Origin of the sequence: Streptomyces sp. NBC_01116 (genome assembly GCF_041435495.1) — a bacterium.
Classification (GTDB): domain Bacteria; phylum Actinomycetota; class Actinomycetes; order Streptomycetales; family Streptomycetaceae; genus Streptomyces.
This window is the reverse complement of sequence record NZ_CP108644.1, coordinates 1,183,254-1,201,724: the sequence shown is the minus strand read 5'-3', so window position 1 is coordinate 1,201,724 and position 18,471 is coordinate 1,183,254. Positions and strand designations below refer to the sequence as shown.

At 72.5% G+C, this 18,471-nt stretch carries 15 protein-coding genes; 7 read left to right on the top strand and 8 right to left on the bottom strand.

What is annotated here, in order from left to right:
• Positions 1-53 precede the first annotated feature (53 nt).
• A complete protein-coding gene (locus tag OG245_RS05055) occupies positions 54-407 on the bottom strand; it encodes a hypothetical protein (protein WP_371627811.1) in 354 nt (117 codons plus the stop codon).
• 622 nt (positions 408-1,029) lie between these two features.
• On the opposite strand from OG245_RS05055, the gene OG245_RS05050 reads away from it, so the two are divergent.
• The 4 genes from OG245_RS05050 to OG245_RS05035 are packed head-to-tail and all read left to right on the top strand — an operon-like array spanning position 1,030 to position 5,669.
• Positions 1,030-4,191 carry a nitrate- and nitrite sensing domain-containing protein gene (locus OG245_RS05050; protein WP_371622345.1) on the top strand — a complete coding sequence of 1,054 codons (3,162 nt, stop codon included), beginning with the start codon at positions 1,030-1,032 and terminating at the stop codon, positions 4,189-4,191.
• Positions 4,188-4,631 (top strand): roadblock/LC7 domain-containing protein, encoded by a 444-nt coding sequence (locus OG245_RS05045; RefSeq protein ID WP_371622344.1) that lies wholly within the window; start codon positions 4,188-4,190, stop codon positions 4,629-4,631. Before OG245_RS05050 ends, OG245_RS05045 begins: the two co-directional genes overlap by 4 nt.
• 11 nt (positions 4,632-4,642) lie before the next feature.
• Positions 4,643-5,080: a DUF742 domain-containing protein gene (locus tag OG245_RS05040; RefSeq protein WP_365081478.1), complete on the top strand. Its 438-nt coding sequence runs from the start codon at positions 4,643-4,645 to the stop codon at positions 5,078-5,080.
• Positions 5,061-5,669 (top strand): ATP/GTP-binding protein, encoded by a 609-nt coding sequence (locus OG245_RS05035; protein ID WP_371622343.1) that lies wholly within the window; start codon positions 5,061-5,063, stop codon positions 5,667-5,669. The genes OG245_RS05040 and OG245_RS05035 overlap by 20 nt, the downstream gene beginning before the upstream one ends.
• Before the next feature lie 148 nt (positions 5,670-5,817).
• On the opposite strand, the gene OG245_RS05030 is transcribed toward OG245_RS05035, so the two are convergent.
• The 4 genes from OG245_RS05030 to OG245_RS05015 all read right to left on the bottom strand — a co-directional run bounded on the left by OG245_RS05030 (position 5,818) and on the right by OG245_RS05015 (position 9,007).
• Positions 5,818-7,008 (bottom strand): lipid-transfer protein, encoded by a 1,191-nt coding sequence (locus tag OG245_RS05030; RefSeq protein WP_371622342.1) that lies wholly within the window; start codon positions 7,006-7,008, stop codon positions 5,818-5,820.
• Positions 7,005-7,490 (bottom strand): Zn-ribbon domain-containing OB-fold protein, encoded by a 486-nt coding sequence (locus tag OG245_RS05025; RefSeq protein ID WP_371622341.1) that lies wholly within the window; start codon positions 7,488-7,490, stop codon positions 7,005-7,007. Before OG245_RS05025 ends, OG245_RS05030 begins: the two co-directional genes overlap by 4 nt.
• Positions 7,491-7,681: 191 nt before the next feature.
• Complete coding sequence (locus OG245_RS05020; protein WP_371622340.1) at positions 7,682-8,077, bottom strand: Mpo1-like protein; 396 nt, start codon at positions 8,075-8,077, stop codon at positions 7,682-7,684.
• A gap of 132 nt (positions 8,078-8,209) precedes the next feature.
• On the bottom strand, positions 8,210-9,007 hold the full coding sequence (locus tag OG245_RS05015; protein WP_371627810.1) for a M15 family metallopeptidase: 798 nt from the start codon (positions 9,005-9,007) through the stop codon (positions 8,210-8,212).
• Between the two features lie 134 nt (positions 9,008-9,141).
• Here OG245_RS05015 and OG245_RS05010 point away from each other — a divergent pair, with 134 nt between their 5' ends.
• Positions 9,142-9,705 carry an NUDIX domain-containing protein gene (locus tag OG245_RS05010; protein WP_371622339.1) on the top strand — a complete coding sequence of 188 codons (564 nt, stop codon included), beginning with the start codon at positions 9,142-9,144 and terminating at the stop codon, positions 9,703-9,705.
• A 48-nt stretch (positions 9,706-9,753) separates the two neighbouring features.
• Here the strand turns inward: OG245_RS05010 and OG245_RS05005 are convergent, their stop codons facing one another.
• Complete coding sequence (locus OG245_RS05005; RefSeq protein WP_371622338.1) at positions 9,754-12,117, bottom strand: glycoside hydrolase family 31 protein; 2,364 nt, start codon at positions 12,115-12,117, stop codon at positions 9,754-9,756.
• A 219-nt stretch (positions 12,118-12,336) separates the two neighbouring features.
• Between OG245_RS05005 and OG245_RS05000 the strand changes: the two genes are divergently transcribed.
• Positions 12,337-14,316: an acetoacetate--CoA ligase gene (locus OG245_RS05000; protein WP_371622337.1), complete on the top strand. Its 1,980-nt coding sequence runs from the start codon at positions 12,337-12,339 to the stop codon at positions 14,314-14,316.
• A 285-nt stretch (positions 14,317-14,601) separates the two neighbouring features.
• Positions 14,602-15,531 carry a hypothetical protein gene (locus OG245_RS04995; RefSeq protein WP_371622336.1) on the top strand — a complete coding sequence of 310 codons (930 nt, stop codon included), beginning with the start codon at positions 14,602-14,604 and terminating at the stop codon, positions 15,529-15,531.
• An 81-nt stretch (positions 15,532-15,612) separates the two neighbouring features.
• Here OG245_RS04995 and ptsP read toward each other — a convergent pair whose 3' ends face one another.
• Both ptsP and OG245_RS04985 read right to left on the bottom strand, forming a co-directional pair.
• Complete coding sequence (gene ptsP / locus OG245_RS04990; RefSeq protein ID WP_371622335.1) at positions 15,613-17,283, bottom strand: phosphoenolpyruvate--protein phosphotransferase; 1,671 nt, start codon at positions 17,281-17,283, stop codon at positions 15,613-15,615.
• Between the two features lie 76 nt (positions 17,284-17,359).
• On the bottom strand, positions 17,360-17,809 hold the full coding sequence (locus OG245_RS04985; protein ID WP_371622334.1) for a PTS glucose transporter subunit IIA: 450 nt from the start codon (positions 17,807-17,809) through the stop codon (positions 17,360-17,362).
• Positions 17,810-18,471: the final 662 nt, after the last annotated feature.

Here is an 18,471-nt window from a genome sequence, read left to right as displayed (position 1 = left end):
GCGACGGTGGCGGTGGCGGTGGCGGTGGCGGCGATGCCGATGGCGGTCCCCGATCAGGCCCGGGAGAGGTCTCCGGTCTTCCGGCGGTCGCCTATGCCACCGCCCGTGCCGTCCCGCTCGGCCGCCCGCTCGGCCCGGCGGGACCGGCGCCGCTCACGGCGTATCTGCCGGGCCGAGCTGCTCGGCACGGACACCACCCCGTTGCGCTGGTTCCACACCTGGCGGGTCACCCAGACGTCGAGTACCGACCAGGTGGCGACCACCGTGCTGGCCACACTGCTGAGCACCATCGGGAAGGCCAGCCAGGAGCCGGTCAAGGTGCTCAGGAAGGCGACCATCGCCTGGATGATCGTCAGCGACATGATGAGCACGGCCCGCACGGCCGCCGTCCGCACCGCGTCGGGCATCCGGCGCTTCGACGCCGGCTCCTCCACCCACAACTGCCGCGGGACCCGTGCCCCGTCCGCGGCTTCCGTATCCGCGGCCGCCGGTGCTCCGGCGCTCCCGCGTTCCTGCGTGCTCAAGGACCTTCAACTCCCCACCACTGTCCGACTTCAGGGTGGCTGCCCGGCTTGCGCCGGTTCTACGCGGGCGGAACACGTCCGTCCTGCCGCGCACGACCCCACCGTGCGTCTACCCCGTACATATGGACGAACCACTCGTCCCGAAGATTCCCCTGAAAACGCTCGCAGGGCGCAGAAGGGCACGGAGCGAATAATTCCAGCCAACCGATACGTGTCGGCGCCGACAGATCCAGTGGGTGTCCACTGTCGCTTTCGCGAATTTCATCTCCGGGAATACCGGGACAACTCATGATCAAGTCCAGTGCGGGCGGCTGAAAATCATCCGGACGTGTCTTCGAGTTGTCTGTGTGTCGGTAGTAGGCTCGCGCCGTTTATTGACGCAGGACGGACCTCGCCCGCGTCCGCCCGATGCGCGCCGGTGTACGCACGGTGCGCGGCGGGGCCGGGCCGAGGGACGACCGGGAGAAGACCACCCCCGCGATGCGGGGCCGATCTGGGGGAGGCCATGCGCTTTCGCGGGAAGTCCATCCGCAGGAAGATCGTGGCGTTGCTGCTGGTGCCGCTCGTCTCCCTCACAGGCCTCTGGGTCTTCGCGACCTACATCACCGGCCGTCAGGCCGATGAGCTGCTGAGCGCCGGATCCATCGTGGAGAAGGTCGGCCACCCGCTGGAGGACGCCGTCCGCGCCGTCCAGGGCGAGCGACGGCAGACGCTGGTCTTCCTCGCCGATCCCCGGGCCTCCGACGCGCTCCCCGTGCTCATGGGCCAACGCGCCGCCACCGACCGCATCGTGGGCGAGGTCAGGGAGAACGCCCGGGAGCAGGAAGTCCGGGAGGCGCTGACCGACTCCGACGCCGACCGCCTGGACGCGATCCTCAGCGCACTCGACGGACTGGACGCCCTGCGCGAATCGGTCGAGAAGCGCACCATCGGCCGGGCGAAGGCGATGGACTTCTACAACGGCCTCGTCGACCCCTCGTACCGCTTCCTCAACGGACTCCACACCCTGGAGAACGTGTCGATGGACAAGCAGATGCGGGGCTTGGTCGGGGTGTCCCGGGCCCGCGAGATGCTCTCCCGCGAGGACGCGCTGATCGCGTCGGGCCTCATCGCGGGCCGCTTCACCACCTCCGAACTGCGCCGGATATCCGGCCTCGTGGCCCAGCGCGAACTGCTCTACGAGGTCAACCTGGAGCACCTGCCGGCAGCCGAGCGCCGACGCGTCGAGCAGTTCTGGGGCAGCCCCGACACCGAACCGCTGCGCACCGCCGAGGACACCCTGATCGCCGCCGGTCCGACGAAGAGCCCCCGCGCCGTCGACGCCGACCGCTGGGAGGAGTCGGCCGGCCTCGTCCTCGACCGGCTGGCGGGCGACGCCACGGAGATGGGCAACCGTTTCCAGGACCGTTCCGAGCCGGCCGCGTACCGGGTCCTGGCCCAGGCCGGGATCGCCGGGATCCTCGGCTTCCTGGCCCTGATCGTCTCCGTCTTCGTCTCCGTACGCATCGGCCGTGAGCTCGTCCGCGACCTCTCCCGGCTGCGCAAGGACGCCCACGAGGTCTCCGGCGTCCGGCTGCCGAGCGTCATGCGCCGGCTGGCCGCGGGCGAGCAGGTGGACGTCGAGACCGAGGCCCCGCACCTCAGTTACGAGCCCGACGAGATCGGCCAGGTCGGACAGGCGCTCAACACCCTCCAGCGGGCCGCCGTCGAGGCCGCGGTCAAGCAGGCGGACATGCGCCGCGGCGTTTCCGAGGTCTTCGTCAACCTCGCCCGCCGCAACCAGGTCCTCCTGCACCGTCAGCTCACGCTGCTGGACGCGATGGAGCGCCGTACCGAGAACGGCGACGAGCTGGCCGACCTGTTCCGCCTCGACCACCTCACCACCCGCATGCGGCGCCACGCCGAGGGCCTCGTGATCCTCTCCGGCGCCGCACCCTCCCGCCAGTGGCGCAAGCCCATCCAGCTGATGGACGTCGTGCGGGCCGCCGTCGCCGAGGTCGAGGACTACGAACGCATCGAGGTCCGGCGCCTGCCCCGGATCGGCGTGGGCGGCCCCGCCGTGGCCGACCTCACCCATCTGATCGCCGAACTCCTGGAGAACGCCACCGTCTTCTCGCCCCCGCACACCGCGGTCCAGGTGCACGGCGAACGCGTCTCCAACGGCTTCACGCTCGAGATCCACGACCGGGGCCTCGGCATGGCCCCCGAGATCCTCCTCGACGCGAATCTGCGGCTCGCCGAGACCCCCGACTTCGAGCTCTCCGACACCGACCGGCTGGGCCTGTTCGTCGTCAGCCGGCTCGCCCAGCGGCAGAACGTCCGCGTCTCCCTCCAGAAATCACCGTACGGGGGCACCACCGCGGTCGTGTTCATCCCCGCGGCGCTGCTCACCGACGCCCCCGACACCCACGGCACCGGGTTCCGCCTCGACCGCCGCGCCGAGCGCGCGATCGGCAGCGGCCGCGGCCCGGAGGCGGCGCAGGGCGAGCGGACCACGGCCACGGGCGGGGAGCGCCGCGTCAACGGCAGGTCGACGTCCCTGTCCCCGGTCCCCACCGGACTCACCGCACCGGGTGTCCTGGACGGGCCGGTCGAGCTGGAGGCCCCGGTCGGCCCGCTGGACTTCACCGGCGACCGGCTGGACCGGTCACCCGATCCCGACCCCGAGCTGGACCCGGCCCTGGGCCCGGTCCTGGACGGCGTGTCCGACCTGGAGGACACCGAGAGCGAGCGCGGCGGCATCTTCCGCGCCCGGGACCTGCGCCGCGAGGACGACCGGGGCTCCCGTCGCGACGAGCCCGGCGGCATGCGCCGGGCGGCCGACCGGGACCAGCACCAGCAGGCCCGCGACCACGGCGACGAGTCCACGGCGGAGGTGCGCCCGATGCGCCCCGCCGGACCCGTTCCGCTGCCGCGCCGCACCCCGACGCTGGTCTCCGACCGGGGCCGCCGGGTCGACACCCCGGGGGACGACCCGGCCGAGACCCCCGCGAAGGCCACCGGTCCGGTCCCGCACACCGCCGACCGGCCACCCGGGGCGGCACACAGGACCGGGGCCTCCGACGCGCCCTGGACCGTACGAGCCGCCGCGCACCGCACGACCGAGGCACACCGCACGGCAGAGGCACCCCGCGCGACAACCGAGGCATCCCGCCCGGCAGAGGCATCCCGCGCGACCGAGCCCTCGCGTGCCGCAGGAGCATCCCGCGTCACTGAGCCGTCACACGCCACGCGAGCCCCACGGGCCACAGGGCCGTCCCCGACCCCCGGGACACGGCACGAAGGGACCCCTGAGCCGGCCGCCCCACCGGAGCCCGACACCGTGGGCGGACTGCCCCGGCGGGTCCGGCAGGCCAGCCTCGCCCGTCAGCTCCGCGAGGAATCCGCGGACCGGACCCCGCAGCGGGCGCCCGTGGACACCTACGACGACGGCGAGCGCGACGCGGACGAGGTACGCGACCGCATGGCCTCGCTCCAGCGGGGCTGGCAGCGCGGCCGCCGGCAGAACGCCGCCGAATCCACCGGAAGCACGGCGGACACCGAACCCACCGCGCCCACCGCGCGTACCGACACCACCGAAGCCACCGCGAACACCGAGGACACCGAGCCCACCGGCGGCCCCGGTGGCACAGCACCAGGAACCACTCCGGGAGGGGACGGTCGATGACCGCACCGAACGCCGCAGCACACAACCCCGCACGCCACGGCTCGGGCGAACTGAACTGGCTGCTCGACGAACTCGTCCAGCGCGTCGCCAGCATCCGCAAGGCGCTGGTGCTCTCCAGCGACGGTCTCGCCACCGGCGCCTCGGCGGACCTGACCCGCGAGGACAGCGAGCACCTCGCCGCCGTGGCCTCCGGGTTCCACAGCCTCGCCAAGGGAGTGGGCCACCACTTCGACGCGGGCCGGGTGCGCCAGACCGTCGTCGAACTGGACGAGGCGTTCCTCTTCGTCACGGCCGCCGGCGACGGGAGCTGTCTCGCCGTCCTGGCGGACGCCGACTCCGACGTGGGCCAGGTCGCGTACGAGATGACACTGATGGTCAAGCGCGTGGGGGCCCATCTCGCCAACGCCCCACGGACGACCGGTCTGTCCGCCGGAGGGTGAGGGTGGCGGGCATGAGCGCCGACTCCCCCCGGGGCACCGGCCCCGGATCCCCGGACGGGTCCGTCGACCCCCAGGCCTCGCGGTGGTACGACGCGGAGGCGGGACCGGTGGTCCGCCCGTACGCGATGACCCGCGGACGCACCAGCAGCGCCTCCCGTCACCGCCTCGACCTGATCGCGCTCGTCGTGCCGGAACCGGCCGCCGACGATCCCGGCCGGGACCAGACGCTCGCCCCCGAACATGTGGCGATCGTCGAACTCTGCAGCGACATGCCCCAGTCGATCGCCGAGCTCGCCGCCGAACTCGACCTGCCCGTAGGGGTGGTACGGGTCCTGGTCGGCGACCTCGTCGAGGACGAGCTGGTGCACGTCACCCGTCCCGTTCCGCCGGCCGAGCTGCCGGACGTGAACATTCTTCGCGAGGTTATCAATGGCCTTCGGGCGCTCTAGCCGCCGCAAGCAGCGGCACGTCGAGCCCGTCACCCTCAAGATCCTGGTGGCGGGAGGGTTCGGCGTCGGCAAGACGACCGCGGTCGGCTCGGTCAGCGAGATCAGGCCGCTGCGCACCGAGGAACGCCTCAGCGAGGCGGGCCGCCCGGTGGACGATCTGGCGGGGGTCGAGTCCAAGACCACCACCACGGTCGCGATGGACTTCGGCCGGATCACGCTGCGGGAGGACCTGGTCCTCTATCTGTTCGGCACGCCCGGCCAGGACCGCTTCTGGTTCCTGTGGGACGAACTGGCCCAGGGCTCCCTGGGCGCGGTCGTCCTCGCCGACACCCGCCGTCTCGAGGACTGCTTCGCCGCGGTCGACTACTTCGAGCGCCGGAGGATCCCGTTCACGGTCGCGGTCAACACCTTCGAGGGCGCCGAGCGGTTCCCGACGAAGACCGTGCAGGCCGCCCTCGACCTCGACCCCGAGGTCCCGGTGCTCGTCTGCGACGCGCGGGACCGGTCCTCCGTGCGTGACGTCCTGGTCGCTGTCGTGGAGCACGCCCTGGAGCGCGCGGCACGGGCCCGCGAACCCGTCGCCACCTGAGCCGGGGCGTCCCGGGTACGCGTACGGCCCGAACCCCCGCCGACAGGGGTACGGGCCGCACGTCGTCCGGCGGACCGGGCCCCGAGTGTTCTGCGGCGGTGACGCCCAGTCAAGTAAAGGGCAGGGAAAACCTGTCGGGGAGCCGGGCTCAGCGGACCGCCACCACCGCCGAGCCGTGCCCGAACAGCCCCTGGTTCGCCGTGATGCCGACCCGTGCCCCCGGTATCTGCCGCTCCCCGGCCCGTCCGCGCAACTGCCGGGTGAGCTCGCAGACCTGCGCGACGGCCTGGGCGGGGACCGCCTCACCGAACGAGGCCAGGCCGCCGCTCGCGTTCACCGGGACCCGGCCGCCCAGGGCGGTCGCCCCGGTCCGGAGCAGCTTCGCTCCCTCGCCGGGACCGCAGAGGCCGATGTCCTCGTACCACTCCAGTTCCAGGGCCGTGGACAGGTCGTAGACCTCGGCCAGTGAGAGATCCTCCGGTCCGACCCCCGCCTCCTCGTACGCGGCCCGCGCGATCGAGGCGCGGAAGCTCTCGGGGGAGGGGTCCACGGCCACCGCCGAGTCCGTGCCGATGTCCGGCAGGTCCAGGACGGTCCTCGGGAACGTCGGCGTCACGGTGGAGACGGCCCGGATGCGCACCGGATCACGCACCCCGCGCCGCCGCGCGAACTCCATGCTGGACAGCACCAGGGCGGCGGCCCCGTCGGACGTGGCGCAGATGTCCAGCAGCCGCAGCGGATCGGCGACCATCGCGGAGGCGGCGACCTCCTCGGCGGTGACCGGCGCCCGGTAGCGGGCGTACTCGTTCAGCGCTCCCGCCGCCGCGTTCTTCACCTTGACCAGCGCGAAGTCCTCCGGGGTGTCCCCGTACAGCGCCATGCGGCGGCGGGCGTACAGCCCGAAGTACGCCGGATTCGTCGCCCCGAGCACCCGGAAGCGCAGCCAGTCCGGGTCGTCCGGCCGCTCCCCGCCCGCCGGGGCGAAGAAGCCCTTGGGCGCCGCGTCGGCACCCACCACCAGCACCACGTCCGCCAGGCCCGCCAGGATCTGCGCCCGCGCCGTGTCGATCGCCTGCGCCCCGGAGGCGCAGGCCGCGTACACGGACGCCACCCGCGCCCCCTGCCAGCCGAGCGCCCGGGCGAACGTCGCGCCCGCCACGTAGCCCGGGTAGCCCCCGCGCACCGTCTGCGCGCCGACCACCGACCGCACCTCGGGCCAGCCGATGCCCGCGTCCGCGAGGGCGGCCTGTGCGGCGATCCGGCCGTACGTGACGAAACCGCGTCCCCACTTGCCCCACGGGTGCATCCCGGTCCCGAGGACGGCCACGTCGCCGGTCATGAACCGGCCTCCCGCTCCCGGGCGATCCCCCGCGCCGCTACGGGACGCCAGTGCCAGGTCGTGTGCGCGACTCCCGTCGCCCGGTCCTCGTCCAGGACGCCCGGCACGACCTCCACCACCGAGCCGACGGGGAGATCGGCCACGCCCACCCCCGGGGCGGCCTGCCCCAGCACCACCATGCGCTCGGCGGCCAGCTCGACGGCGACCAGGGTGTACGGAGTCCAGGGCGCCTCGGGGTCGCTGACGTACGGGGGAGGGGGCCGGTAGCGCCCGTCGGTGCAGGACCACACCGTGCCCCGCTTGGAGAGCGGAGCCTCCTCCAGCTCGCCGCCGGGACAGCCCGGGTTGCGGCAGTGGCCGTCCTCCCGGGGGAAGTGCACCGACCGGCAGCCGGAACACCGGGTGCCCAGCAGCCGGAAGTCCTCCTCCGCGGCGTCCTCGGTGAACCAACCGGCCACCACGGGTATGCGCGTGCGCGACAAAGCCCCTCCCGGCACTGGATCTGACGGAACGTCAGAAGTGTGCCACGGGCGCCCTCGCCCGGGGAGGGGTCCGGCCCGTCGGTCTTGGCCCGGCCCCTCCCCGGCCCCTCCCCGGCCCCTCCCCGACCCCTCCCCGGCCCCGGCCCCGGCCCAGGTCCAGGCCCCGGCCACGGCCCCGGTCGCGCCGGGCCTCAGCCGAGCCTGCCGCCGTCGCGCTCACTCCCGGCCGTGCTCCCGCCCTCGCCGTGCTCCGCCAGCCACTTCGCCGCGGTATCCGCCAGCTCCGCGTCCCGGCCCGCGAGCATCGTCCGGATCATCTGCGCGTCCCCGCGCAGCGACCACGCCGGATGCCCGAACGTGGCCGGGTTGTTCTTCTCGATCAGGAAGTGGGCGGGCCACGCCGTGCCGTACCCGATCAGCGGCAGGGCGGCCAGATAGCGTTTACGGCCCCGCGCGAGCCCGTACGCGGAGATCGCGAGCCCGGTCAGGGTGCCGGTGAGATGGACCCAGCGGGTGGCGGCCCGGGAGTGCATCGCGACGTAGTACGGCCAGAATTCCTCGTACGTGTCGAACGTCTGCTGTGACATACGGGCACCGTAGCCGCCCGATCGGCAACCGAACACGCCCCTTTCGCGTCCGAGATGAAGAACGGGCGGCCGGAGCCCACGGGGGTGGTCCCGGTCGCCCGTTCCCCGCCTCGCGGAGCGGACCGTTTCCGGTCAGTGCCCGGCGACCGACCGGCGGTGCACCGGGAAGTCGAAGTAGGTGTCCGGGAACGGCTCGGGTGTGAACGTGAAGTGCCACCACTCCTCCGGCAGGTTCACGAACCCCACCTCGGTCAACGTGCGCTTCAGGAGCTGCCGGTTGGCGCGCCGAAGTCCCTGGATCCGGGGATCGTCCGTGTGCGACAGGGTGTCGAAGCAGTCGTAACCGGTGCCCATGTCCACCGAGTTGTCGGGGAACCGCACGTCCTTCGGCGCGAAGCACGGGGCCAGGCGCTCGCCCGGACGGTACGGCCTGGTCGGCAGGGCGGGGAGCCGGACCAGGGTCAGGTCCACCGTGCTGCCCCGGCTGTGCCCGGACTTCTCCGCGATGTAGCCGTCCTCGAACAGCCGTCCCTTGTCGACCCGGGGATAGAACTCCCCCTTCATGGACTGGTCGTCGAGGTCCTTCGCCCAGCGCACGAAGTGGTCCACGGCCCGCTGCGGCCGGTAGCAGTCGTACACCTTCAACGAGTACCCCTGACGCGACAGCCGCTTCTGCGCCAGGTGCAGGGCGCGGGCGGCGGGCCGGGTCAGCACGCAGACCGGCTGCCGGTATCCGTCCACCCGTTCGCCGAGGAAGGTGTGCGCCGTCGTGTAGCGCATCTCCTGGATGACCGTCGGGTCCACCGAGCGCAGTGCCACGAACTCCTCGGGAGCTTTCGGTTCGGGGCGCGCCTGTGCCGCGGGGGAGAGCGCGGTGACGGCGAGGAGGGCGGCGGCCGTGGCGGCCAGAGCACGCAGAGCGGTACGCATTCCTGTCATGGGCACATCGTCTATCAGCTTCGCGGCCCGCGGGAGAGGACACGGCGTCGCGCCCAGGGAAGCGGAGAGGCCCGAAAAGCCGAAAGGGCCGGAAAGCCGCAAGACCGGTTCGGTACAGTCCGCCCGTGTCCGAACCCGGCAACAGCCCATCCCCGACCGCCCCGCAGCCGCCCCGGTACGTACGGGACTCCCACTGCGGCACCTGCGGAACCCCGTACACCGCGCTCCCGTCCACCGATGCCTGGCCCCGCACCTGCGCGCACTGCGGAACCACCGCCTACCGCAACCCCCTCCCCGTCGCGGTGGCCCTCCTCCCCGTCACCGGCCCGCGCTCCACCGGACTCGTCGTCATCACCCGCACCATCGAGCCGCAGAAGGGCGGCACGGCCCTGCCCGGCGGGTTCATCGACCACGCCGAGGACTGGCGTGCGGCGGTCGCCCGGGAACTGCGCGAGGAGACCGGCATCGAGGCCGCCGCGCAGGACGTCCGGCTCGCCGACACCCTCAGCGACACCGCCGGCCACCTCCTGGTCTTCGGCCTCCTCCCGGCGCGCCCCCTCGCGAGCCTCCCGCCCTCGGCACCCACCGACGAGACATCCGGCTACGACATCCTGTACAGCCCGCGCCCCCTGGCCTTCCCGCTGCACACGGAAGCGGCCGACGCCTGGTTCGCCGGCCGCCACGGCTGAGGCCACCGGGCCCGCGCCGGACCCGCACGCACCGGTCCCTATGCCGCCCTAGTCCGGCCCCCGCGCGCCCCGCACCCGTACCGGACAGTCGACCCCGTCCTCCGTGCCGTCCCGCTCCACCACCACGCGGTCGCCCTCCCACCGTGTCACATACCGTTCGACCTCCGCCTCCGCCCACCCGTCGCCCGCGTCCCGCACCACCAGCCCGCCACCGGTACGCCCCGGCGCGGGCGCCCACGCCTCCAGCTCCGCGCCGCCGTCCGCACCCCGCACCGGAATCACCGCGCCCGCCCTCGCGAGCACCGGCACCCGCGACAGCGGAGCGTCGACGAGGACCTGGCCCGGCCCCTCGTACGCCCGCCCGGTCGCCGTGTCGTACCACCGCCCCCGGGGCAGCCGCACCGCCCGCCGCCGCGCCCCGGCCTCCAGCACCGGAGCCACCAGCAGCGCGTCGCCCAGCAGGAACGCGTCCTCGCACTCCCGCAACGCCCGGTCGCCCGGTGCGCCCCACCACATCGGCCGCACGTAGGGCGCCCCGGTCATCCGCGCCACCTGCGCCAGCGTCACGAAGTACGGGCGCAGCCGCTCCCGCTCCACCAGCGCCGCCCGCGCGTGCTCCAGCACCTCGGGACCGAACTCCCACGGCTCCCGCCGCCCCGCGTCGATCGCCGAATGCGTCCGGAACAACGGCAGATACGACCCCAGCTGGAACCACCGCAGATACAGCTCCGGCGACGGGAACCCGTCGAACCCGCCCACATCCGGACCCGAGTACGGCACCCCGCACAGTCCGAGCCCCACCACCAGCGACAACGACGCCCGCAGCCCCGGCCACCCCGTCGACACATCACCGGACCAGGTGCCCCCGTACCTCTGCATCCCCGCCCAGCCCGACCGCGAGAAGAGGAACGGCCGCTCCTGGGGACGGCACCGGAGCAGGCCCTCGTGGCCCGCCCGCGCCATCGCCAGGGCGTACACGTTGTGCGCCTCCCGATGATCACCGCCGGCGCCCTCCAGCACATGCCGCGCCGAACGCGGCAGCGACGGATCCCCGAACGCCGCGAACGACACCGGCTCGTTCATGTCGTGCCAGACCCCCGAGAAGCCCTGCGCAAGCCGTTCCTCGTACAGAGATCCCCACCAATCCCGCACAAGCGGATCGGTGAAGTCCGGATAGACCGAGGCCCCCGGCCACACCTCCCCGACCACCACCCGCCCCCGCGCGTCCCGGACGTACGCCCCCCGCTCCCCGACCGCCGCCCCCGCGTCGAACACCGCCTCGCCCGGCTCCGCCTTCACCGCCGGATCCACGATCGACACCAGCCTCACCCCGTCCCCGCGCAGCTCCTTCGCCAGCGCGGGCAACGCGGGGAACCGCTCACGGTCCACCGTGAACACCCGGTGCGCGTCGTAGTGGTCGATGTCCAGATGCAGCACCGACAGCGGCAGCCCCCGCTCCCGGTACCCGTCGACGACCCGCCGCACCTCGACCTCGCCGCCGAACCCCCACCGGGCATGCTGCGGCCCCAACGCCCAGGACGGCGGCAGCGCCGGCGCACCCGTCAGCGCCGTCCAGCCCTGGAGCACCCGGGCCGGCGTCCCCGCCACCACCCAGCAGCGCAGCGGCCCGCCCTCCATCCGCACCTCGCAGGCGCCCGGCCGGTCATGCCCCGAACCGGCGCCCTCCTCGCCCTCCCGCAGCACCACCCGCCCCGCCCAGCTGTTGTCGTGGAACATCAGATGCGTCCCCGCGTCCGACACCACCACCTGCACCGGCATCGTCAGATACAGCGGATCGTCCCCCGGACCGAAACGCCCGCCCGGATCGGTGTTCCACAGCCCGTACACCCCGTCCCGCAACCGGGGTCCCGCCGCCCGCCCGCCCAGACCGAAGAACCGCGCGTCGGACGGCACCTCGGACCGCTGCACCCACCGCACCGGCCCCCCGCCCACCGGCTCCCACCAGCGCGGCGGCAGCTCCCGCCGCAACAGCAACCCGCCCGGCGTCCGCAGCTCCACCGCCCCGGCCCGCGACACCACCACCGTCAGCCGCTCCGACACCACCTGCCAGCCGCCGTCCTTGTCCGGCTCCAGCACCGCCCGCGGATCCGGCGCCGGCGCCTCGCCCGCCACCGCGTACGACGGCAGCGGCTGAGCCCCGTCCCACGCCCAGAACACCGCACCGCCCACCGACACACGGATACGCAGCTCCGAACGGGCGAACCGCACCACACCCCCACCCGGGCCCGGCTCCGCACCCGTCAGCGCACCGGGCACCCGGGCCCGCTCCACCCCGCGCGGCGGCAGCGCCGCGGCGTCCGCGGACCGCCGCCGCCACGCCGAACGCACCGTCCGCAGCCCCCGCAGCGAACCGACCCATCTCACCCGACGCACCAGGTCACGACCGTCCATGGCGCACACCCTGCCACCCGCCCGACCCGCAGAACCTTCCGTTCAACTGCCGTTCACCCATGCCGGCCGGGGAGGGACGGACCTCCTGACGGAGGGGCCACCCTGGTGCCGAGGACGATCACATGGCATCGTCCGTGTCAGCCGCCCACGCGCACATCCCGGCCCGTGCGGCACCGACACGCCCACCCCGCGTACCCGTACAGCCAGGGAGCAGCCCTCATGACCGCAGCCACGCCCGACGCCCCGCTCTGGCAGCCCGGCCCCGACCGCATCGAGGCCGCGGCCGTCACCCGCTTCCAGAAGTGGGCCGCGACCCGGTACGGCGCCCCGGCCGAGGGCGGATACGCGGCCCTGCACCGCTGGTCCGTCGACGAACTCGACACCTTCTGGCGCGCCGTCGCCGAATGGTTCGACATCCGCTTCTCCACCCCGTACGAGAGCGCCATCGGCGACCGCGCGATGCCCGGCGCCATTTGGTTCCCCGGCGCCACCCTCAACTACGCCGAACACGCCCTGCGCACCGCCGAGGACCCGGCCCGCGCCGACGCCCCCGCCCTGCTGTACGTCGACGAGACGCACACCCGGTCCCCCGTCAGCTGGGCGGATCTCCGCCGCCAGGTCGGCGCGCTCGCCGCCGAACTCCGCGCCCTCGGCGTCACCCCCGGCGACCGCGTCAGCGGCTACCTCCCCAACATCCCGCAGGCCGTCGTCGCCTTCCTCGCCACCGCGGCCGTCGGCGGCGTCTGGACCTCCTGCGCCCCCGACTTCGGCGCCCGCAGCGTCCTCGACCGGTTCCAGCAGATCGAACCCGTCGTCCTGTTCACCGTCGACGGCTACCGCTACGGCGGCAAGGAGCACGACCGCACGGAGACCGTCGCCGAACTCCGCCGCGAACTGCCCACCCTGCGCGCCGTCGTCCACATCCCGCTGCTCGGCACCGACGCCCCCGAGGGCGCGCTCGCCTGGGCCGCCCTCACCTCCGCCGACACCGAACCGGTCTTCGAACAGGTCCCCTTCGAGCACCCGCTCTGGGTCCTCTACTCCTCCGGCACCACCGGCCTGCCCAAGGCCATCGTCCAGTCCCAGGGCGGCATCCTGCTCGAACACTTCAAGCAGATCGGCCTGCACTGCGACCTCGGACCCGAGGACCGCTTCTTCTGGTACACCTCCACCGGCTGGATGATGTGGAACTTCCTCGTCTCCGGCCTCCTCACCGGCACCACCGTCGTCCTGTACGACGGCAGCCCCGGCTATCCGGACGTCCAGGCCCAGTGGCGGGTCGCCGAACAGACCGGCGCGACGCTCTACGGAACCTCCGCCGCGTACGTCATGGCCTGCCGCAAGGCCGGCGTCCACCCCGGCCGCGACTTCGACCTCTCCCGCGTCCAGTGCGTCGCCACCACCGGCTCCCCGCTCCCGCCCGACGGTTTCCGCTGGCTCCACGACGAGGTCGCCGAAGACCTCTGGATCGCCTCCGTCAGCGGCGGCACCGACGTCTGCAGCTGCTTCGCCGGAGCCGTCCCCACCCTCCCCGTCCACATCGGCGAACTCCAGGCCCCCTGCCTCGGCACCGACCTCCAGTCCTGGGACCCGTCCGGCAAACCCCTCATCGGCGAGGTCGGCGAACTCGTCGTCACCAACCCGCTCCCGTCCATGCCGATCCGCTTCTGGAACGACCCCGACGGCAGCCGCTACCACGACAGCTACTTCGACACCTACCCCGGCGTCTGGCGGCACGGGGACTGGATCACCCTCACCGACCGCGGCTCGGTGATCATCCACGGCCGCTCCGACTCCACCCTGAACCGCCAGGGCGTCCGCATGGGCTCCGCCGACATCTACGAGGCCGTCGAACGGCTCCCCGAGATCCGCGAATCCCTCGTCATCGGTCTCGAAGAACCCGACGGCGGCTACTGGATGCCGCTCTTCGTCCACCTCGCCGACGGCGCGACCCTCGACGACGACCTGCGCGCCGCGATCAAGCGGACCATCCGCGAGAACCTCTCCCCGCGCCACGTACCCGACGAGGTCATCGAGGTCCCCGCGATCCCGCACACCCTCACCGGCAAGCGCATCGAGGTTCCGGTCAAGCGGCTCCTCCAGGGAACCGAACTGGCCAAGGCGGTCAACCCGGGCTCCGTCGACAACCTCGACCTCCTCCACTTCTACGCCGAACTGGCCGCGACCCGACGCCGCTAAGGGCTGTCCCGCGATTCCCGGTGGATCAGCGTGCGGCGTCGGATGCGGTGCGTCGCCAGGCGGAGGGGCGTCCGCATACTGGATGTATGGGGATGTTCCGACAACGCGGCGAGGTGCCGTAGCTGTCGTCGTGCGCCCGCCGGGAATCGCGGGACAGCCCTTAGGTCCTGTCGTCGAACTGGCGGCTGCCCTGCGGGCCAGTACACCTGGACCGCCGGGCAGCCCGCTTGTCAGTCCCCCTGATTACGCTGAGTGAGCAAGGATTCACCGCGCACAGGGGGACACATGGCGCAGACCGGCCACACCGAGAACAGCACCACCCACCACACGGAGCACGGCACCGGCACCACCATGCGACGCACACTGCGCCGCGAAGCACCCAGCACGATCGGCCTCCTCGCCGACGCACAGGACTTCGCGGCCATGCGGCGCTACCGCACCTTCGCCTTCGACGACCACACCGTCTACCTCCAGCAGGTCGAGGGCCTGCTCAAAGCGCTCGCGGCCCAAGGCGTGCACACCACCGTCGCCCTCTTCGACCCGGAGGACTACGCGGAGTTCTGCGCCGAGTCGGGCCTCGACGCCGACACCGGCGCCAGCCGCAGCCGCTTCACCGCGGAGATCGCCGCCGCCGGAGCCACGGTCACCTACACCGGCCAACGCCTGAGCGACCTCATCCCCGTCCTCGTCTCCCGTGCGGTCCGCCGGGCCACCTGGGAGTACGCCACCCTTCTCCTCACCGACCTCGGCGCCTGCGCCGACTGCGGCCAGGACATCGGACGCGCGGCCTTCGACCGCGCCTCCCACCTCCTCATGCGCCTGCTGGAAACGGCGGGACCAGGCACCCACCACCTGGTGTGCAGCACCCCGACGGAGCACGACCAGCTCCTGGCCGTGCTCCACACCCACCGCGACCCCACGGGACCGGCCCGCCTCGACAGCACGGAGGGAGCGGAGTTCGCCACCGTCCTCGCGGTGGCCATCGCCCTGGAATCGCGCGGGGGAGTCGTCCTGCGCACCAGCGCCCCCGACAGCCCGGACCGCGTCCACGGCTGGCGCCTGGCCCACGGCGCCCTCGCCCCGCTCACGGCGGGCGAGGTCTTCAACGCCTACTGCACCGACGCCGACACCGGAGAGCCCGTCTCCCCGGAATCCGGCGTGGAGTACTGCGCGGGATTCGACATCGGAGCGGACCCGGCGGAGCCCCACCACTGACACACGGCAACCACACAGCAGGAGGGGCTTCCCGCCACCCGGCGGAAAGCCCCTCCTGGACCTGGCCCTACAGGAATCCGGCTACTCGCCGGACAGCACAGCCTGAGCGGCGCTGCGCGCCTCGTCGGCCGAGTCCGCCGCACGAGCGGCGTTCGCCGCCCGCTCGCACTGCGCCAGCGTGTACTTGGCCAGCGTGGCCCGTACGTAGGGAATCGACGCGGCGCCCATCGATAGGGAGGTGACACCCAGACCCGTCAGCACACAGGCCAGCAGCGGATCCGCCGCCGCCTCACCGCAGACACCACAGCTCTTGCCCTCGGCACGGGCCGCGTCGGCGGACAGCGCCACGAGATCCAGCAGCGCCGGCTGCCACGGATCCTGGAGCCGCGACACCGCTCCCACCTGACGGTCGGCCGCGAAGGTGTACTGCGCCAGGTCGTTGGTGCCCAACGACAGGAACTCCACCTCCTGGAGGATCGACCGCGCCCGCAGAGCGGCCGACGGAATCTCCACCATCGCGCCGAACTTCGCCCGCAGCCCGGCCTCGCGGCACGCGTCCGCGAACGCCTTGGCGTCGATGCGGTCGGCCACCATGGGGGCCATGACCTCCAGGTACACCGGCAGCCCCTCGGCGGCCTTCGCCAGCGCGGTCAGCTGGGTACGCAGCACCTCGGGGTGGTCCAGCAGGCTCCGCAGCCCACGGACGCCGAGCGCCGGGTTCGGCTCGTCGGCCGGCGTCAGGAAGTCCAGCGGCTTGTCGGCGCCGGCGTCCAGCACGCGCACGACGACACGCCCCTCGGGGAATGCCTCCAGCACCGCGCGGTAGGCCGCGACCTGCTTCTCCTCGGAAGGAGCCTGCTTGCTGTCGTCCAGGAACAGGAACTCGGTCCGGAACAGCCCGACGCCCTCCGCCCCCGCCTCGACCGCCGCGGGCACATCGCCCGGACCGCCGACATTGGCGAGCAGCGGCACCTTGTGCCCGTCCGACGTGGCGCCGGGACCGGTCGAGGCGGACAGCGCCGCCCTACGAGCGGCGGCTGCGCTCTCCAGCTCGGCGCGCTTCTCGTCGCTCGGGTCGACGAAGATCTCGCCCGTGCTGCCGTCCACCGCGACGACCGTGCCCTCGGCCAACTCACCGGCGCCTGGCAGCGCCACCACGGCGGGAACGCCGAGCGCCCGCGCCAGGATCGCGCTGTGGCTGGTCGGCCCGCCCTCCTCGGTGACGAAGCCGAGCACCAGAGTCGGGTCGAGGAGCGCGGTGTCGGCCGGCGCGAGGTCGCGCGCGATCAGCACATACGGCTCGTCGCTGTCCGGCACGCCGGGCATCGGCACACCGAGCAGCCGCGCCACGATCCGGTTCCGTACGTCGTCGAGGTCCGCGACCCGCCCCGCCAGGTACTCCCCGGCATTGGCGAGCAGCGCCCGGTACGCGGCGAACGCGTCGTACACCGCACGCTCGGCGGTGCTGCCCACGGCGATGCGCCGATCGACGTCGGACATCAGCTCGGGGTCCTGCGCCATCATGGCCTGCGCCTCGAGCACGTGCTGTGCCTCGCCGCCTGCCAGGTTGCCGCGCGCGATCAGATCCGCGGCGACCGCTTCCACCGCCTGCCTGGCGCGCCCCTGTTCGCGGCCGGCCTCCTCGGCGGGAATCGATTTGGCGGGCGGCTCCAGCACCGCCGTACCCATGTGCCGAACCTCGCCGATGGCCACACCGTGGCTCACGCCGACGCCTCGCAGCGTTGTCTCCATTTCACCCGTCTCCGGTTGTGCGGCGACCGAGTCACCGCGGTGGTTGTGCAACTGGCTTGTCACTGCGCCCGAGGCGTCACTGCCAGCCGAACAGCGGGTCGCCGACCTTCACGTCCCCGTCCTCACGGACCTCGGAGAGCGACTCGGCGGTGGCCTCCAGGGCCACGATCGGACAGATGGGTGATTTGCCTGCGGCCTCGACGGCGACCGGGTCCCAGCGCACGATGCTCTGGCCGCGGGTCACCGTGTCCCCCTTGTTCACGAGGAGCTCGAAGCCCTCGCCGTTGAGCTGGACGGTGTCGATGCCGAGGTGCGTCAGGACCCCGTGGCCGTCCGCGTCGACGACGACGAACGCGTGGGGGTGCAGGGATACGACGATGCCGTCGACCGGGGACACGGCCTCGGAGGGCTCACGCACGGGGTCGATGGCGGTGCCGGGACCGACCATCGCGCCCGAGAAGACCGGGTCGGGAACCGCGGTGAGTCCGATGGCGCGTCCAGCAAGAGGGGACGTCACGTTGGTCATGGGGAGCCTCCCAGGGGGTGGAGATTCAGGTGTCGCCGCCGCGACTGATGGGGGACGGCGTACTGCTCAGCAGAGTAAGTCATATGAAGTCCCGGTTCCGCCCGAGACCTACCGCTTGGCGGACCTAGGGGTGCACCAGAAACGATTTGCCTCGACTCCCCGAGACCTGTACTGTCGTACTCCTGCCTGACCCAAACGCGACTTTGAGTCGAGGGTCGGCGGCGACCTTCAAGCCCAGATCCTAACCTTCAACCTTCCTTCGGCATGCCCGCAGGACGTGGTCAAGGGGACAGGAAAGGCCTGATAGAGTCGGACTCGCCGAAAGGGAAGGCGCGAAAGCGAATTACCTGAAAGCGAAAAGCAAGTCCCGCTTCGACCGGGAATCGGACGCGAAAGAGTCTGATAGAGTCGGAAACGCAAGACAGCGAGACAAAAGAAGTAAACGAAGGGAAGCGCCCGGAGGGCCCCGGTGACACGGGACCGAAGGAAGCGTCCGTTCCTTGAGAACTCAACAGCGTGCCAAAAGTCAACGCCAGATATGTTGATACCCCGGCCTGCTTCGGCAGGTTGGTGGTTCCTTTGAAAGTCCTGCGGGTCCACTTCGGTGGCCGGCAGGCAATTACACAGCGAGGACGCTGTGAACAACGGGTCTTATTCCGACC

Excerpts from the sequence above, each read along its gene's own strand:
- OG245_RS05040 (WP_365081478.1), top strand. The coding sequence starts at position 4,643 with ATGAGCGCCGACTCCCCCCGGGGCACCGGCCCCGGATCCCCGGACGGG.
- OG245_RS04995 (WP_371622336.1), top strand. The coding sequence starts at position 14,602 with ATGGCGCAGACCGGCCACACCGAGAACAGCACCACCCACCACACGGAG.
- OG245_RS05015 (WP_371627810.1), bottom strand. The coding sequence starts at position 9,007 with ATGCGTACCGCTCTGCGTGCTCTGGCCGCCACGGCCGCCGCCCTCCTC.
- OG245_RS05035 (WP_371622343.1), top strand. The coding sequence starts at position 5,061 with ATGGCCTTCGGGCGCTCTAGCCGCCGCAAGCAGCGGCACGTCGAGCCC.
- OG245_RS05030 (WP_371622342.1), bottom strand. The coding sequence starts at position 7,008 with ATGACCGGCGACGTGGCCGTCCTCGGGACCGGGATGCACCCGTGGGGC.
- OG245_RS05045 (WP_371622344.1), top strand. The coding sequence starts at position 4,188 with ATGACCGCACCGAACGCCGCAGCACACAACCCCGCACGCCACGGCTCG.
- OG245_RS05055 (WP_371627811.1), bottom strand. The coding sequence starts at position 407 with ATGCCCGACGCGGTGCGGACGGCGGCCGTGCGGGCCGTGCTCATCATG.
- OG245_RS05050 (WP_371622345.1), top strand. The coding sequence starts at position 1,030 with ATGCGCTTTCGCGGGAAGTCCATCCGCAGGAAGATCGTGGCGTTGCTG.
- OG245_RS05005 (WP_371622338.1), bottom strand. The coding sequence starts at position 12,117 with ATGGACGGTCGTGACCTGGTGCGTCGGGTGAGATGGGTCGGTTCGCTG.
- OG245_RS04985 (WP_371622334.1), bottom strand. The coding sequence starts at position 17,809 with ATGACCAACGTGACGTCCCCTCTTGCTGGACGCGCCATCGGACTCACC.
- OG245_RS05000 (WP_371622337.1), top strand. The coding sequence starts at position 12,337 with ATGACCGCAGCCACGCCCGACGCCCCGCTCTGGCAGCCCGGCCCCGAC.
- ptsP (WP_371622335.1), bottom strand. The coding sequence starts at position 17,283 with ATGGAGACAACGCTGCGAGGCGTCGGCGTGAGCCACGGTGTGGCCATC.
- OG245_RS05020 (WP_371622340.1), bottom strand. The coding sequence starts at position 8,077 with ATGTCACAGCAGACGTTCGACACGTACGAGGAATTCTGGCCGTACTAC.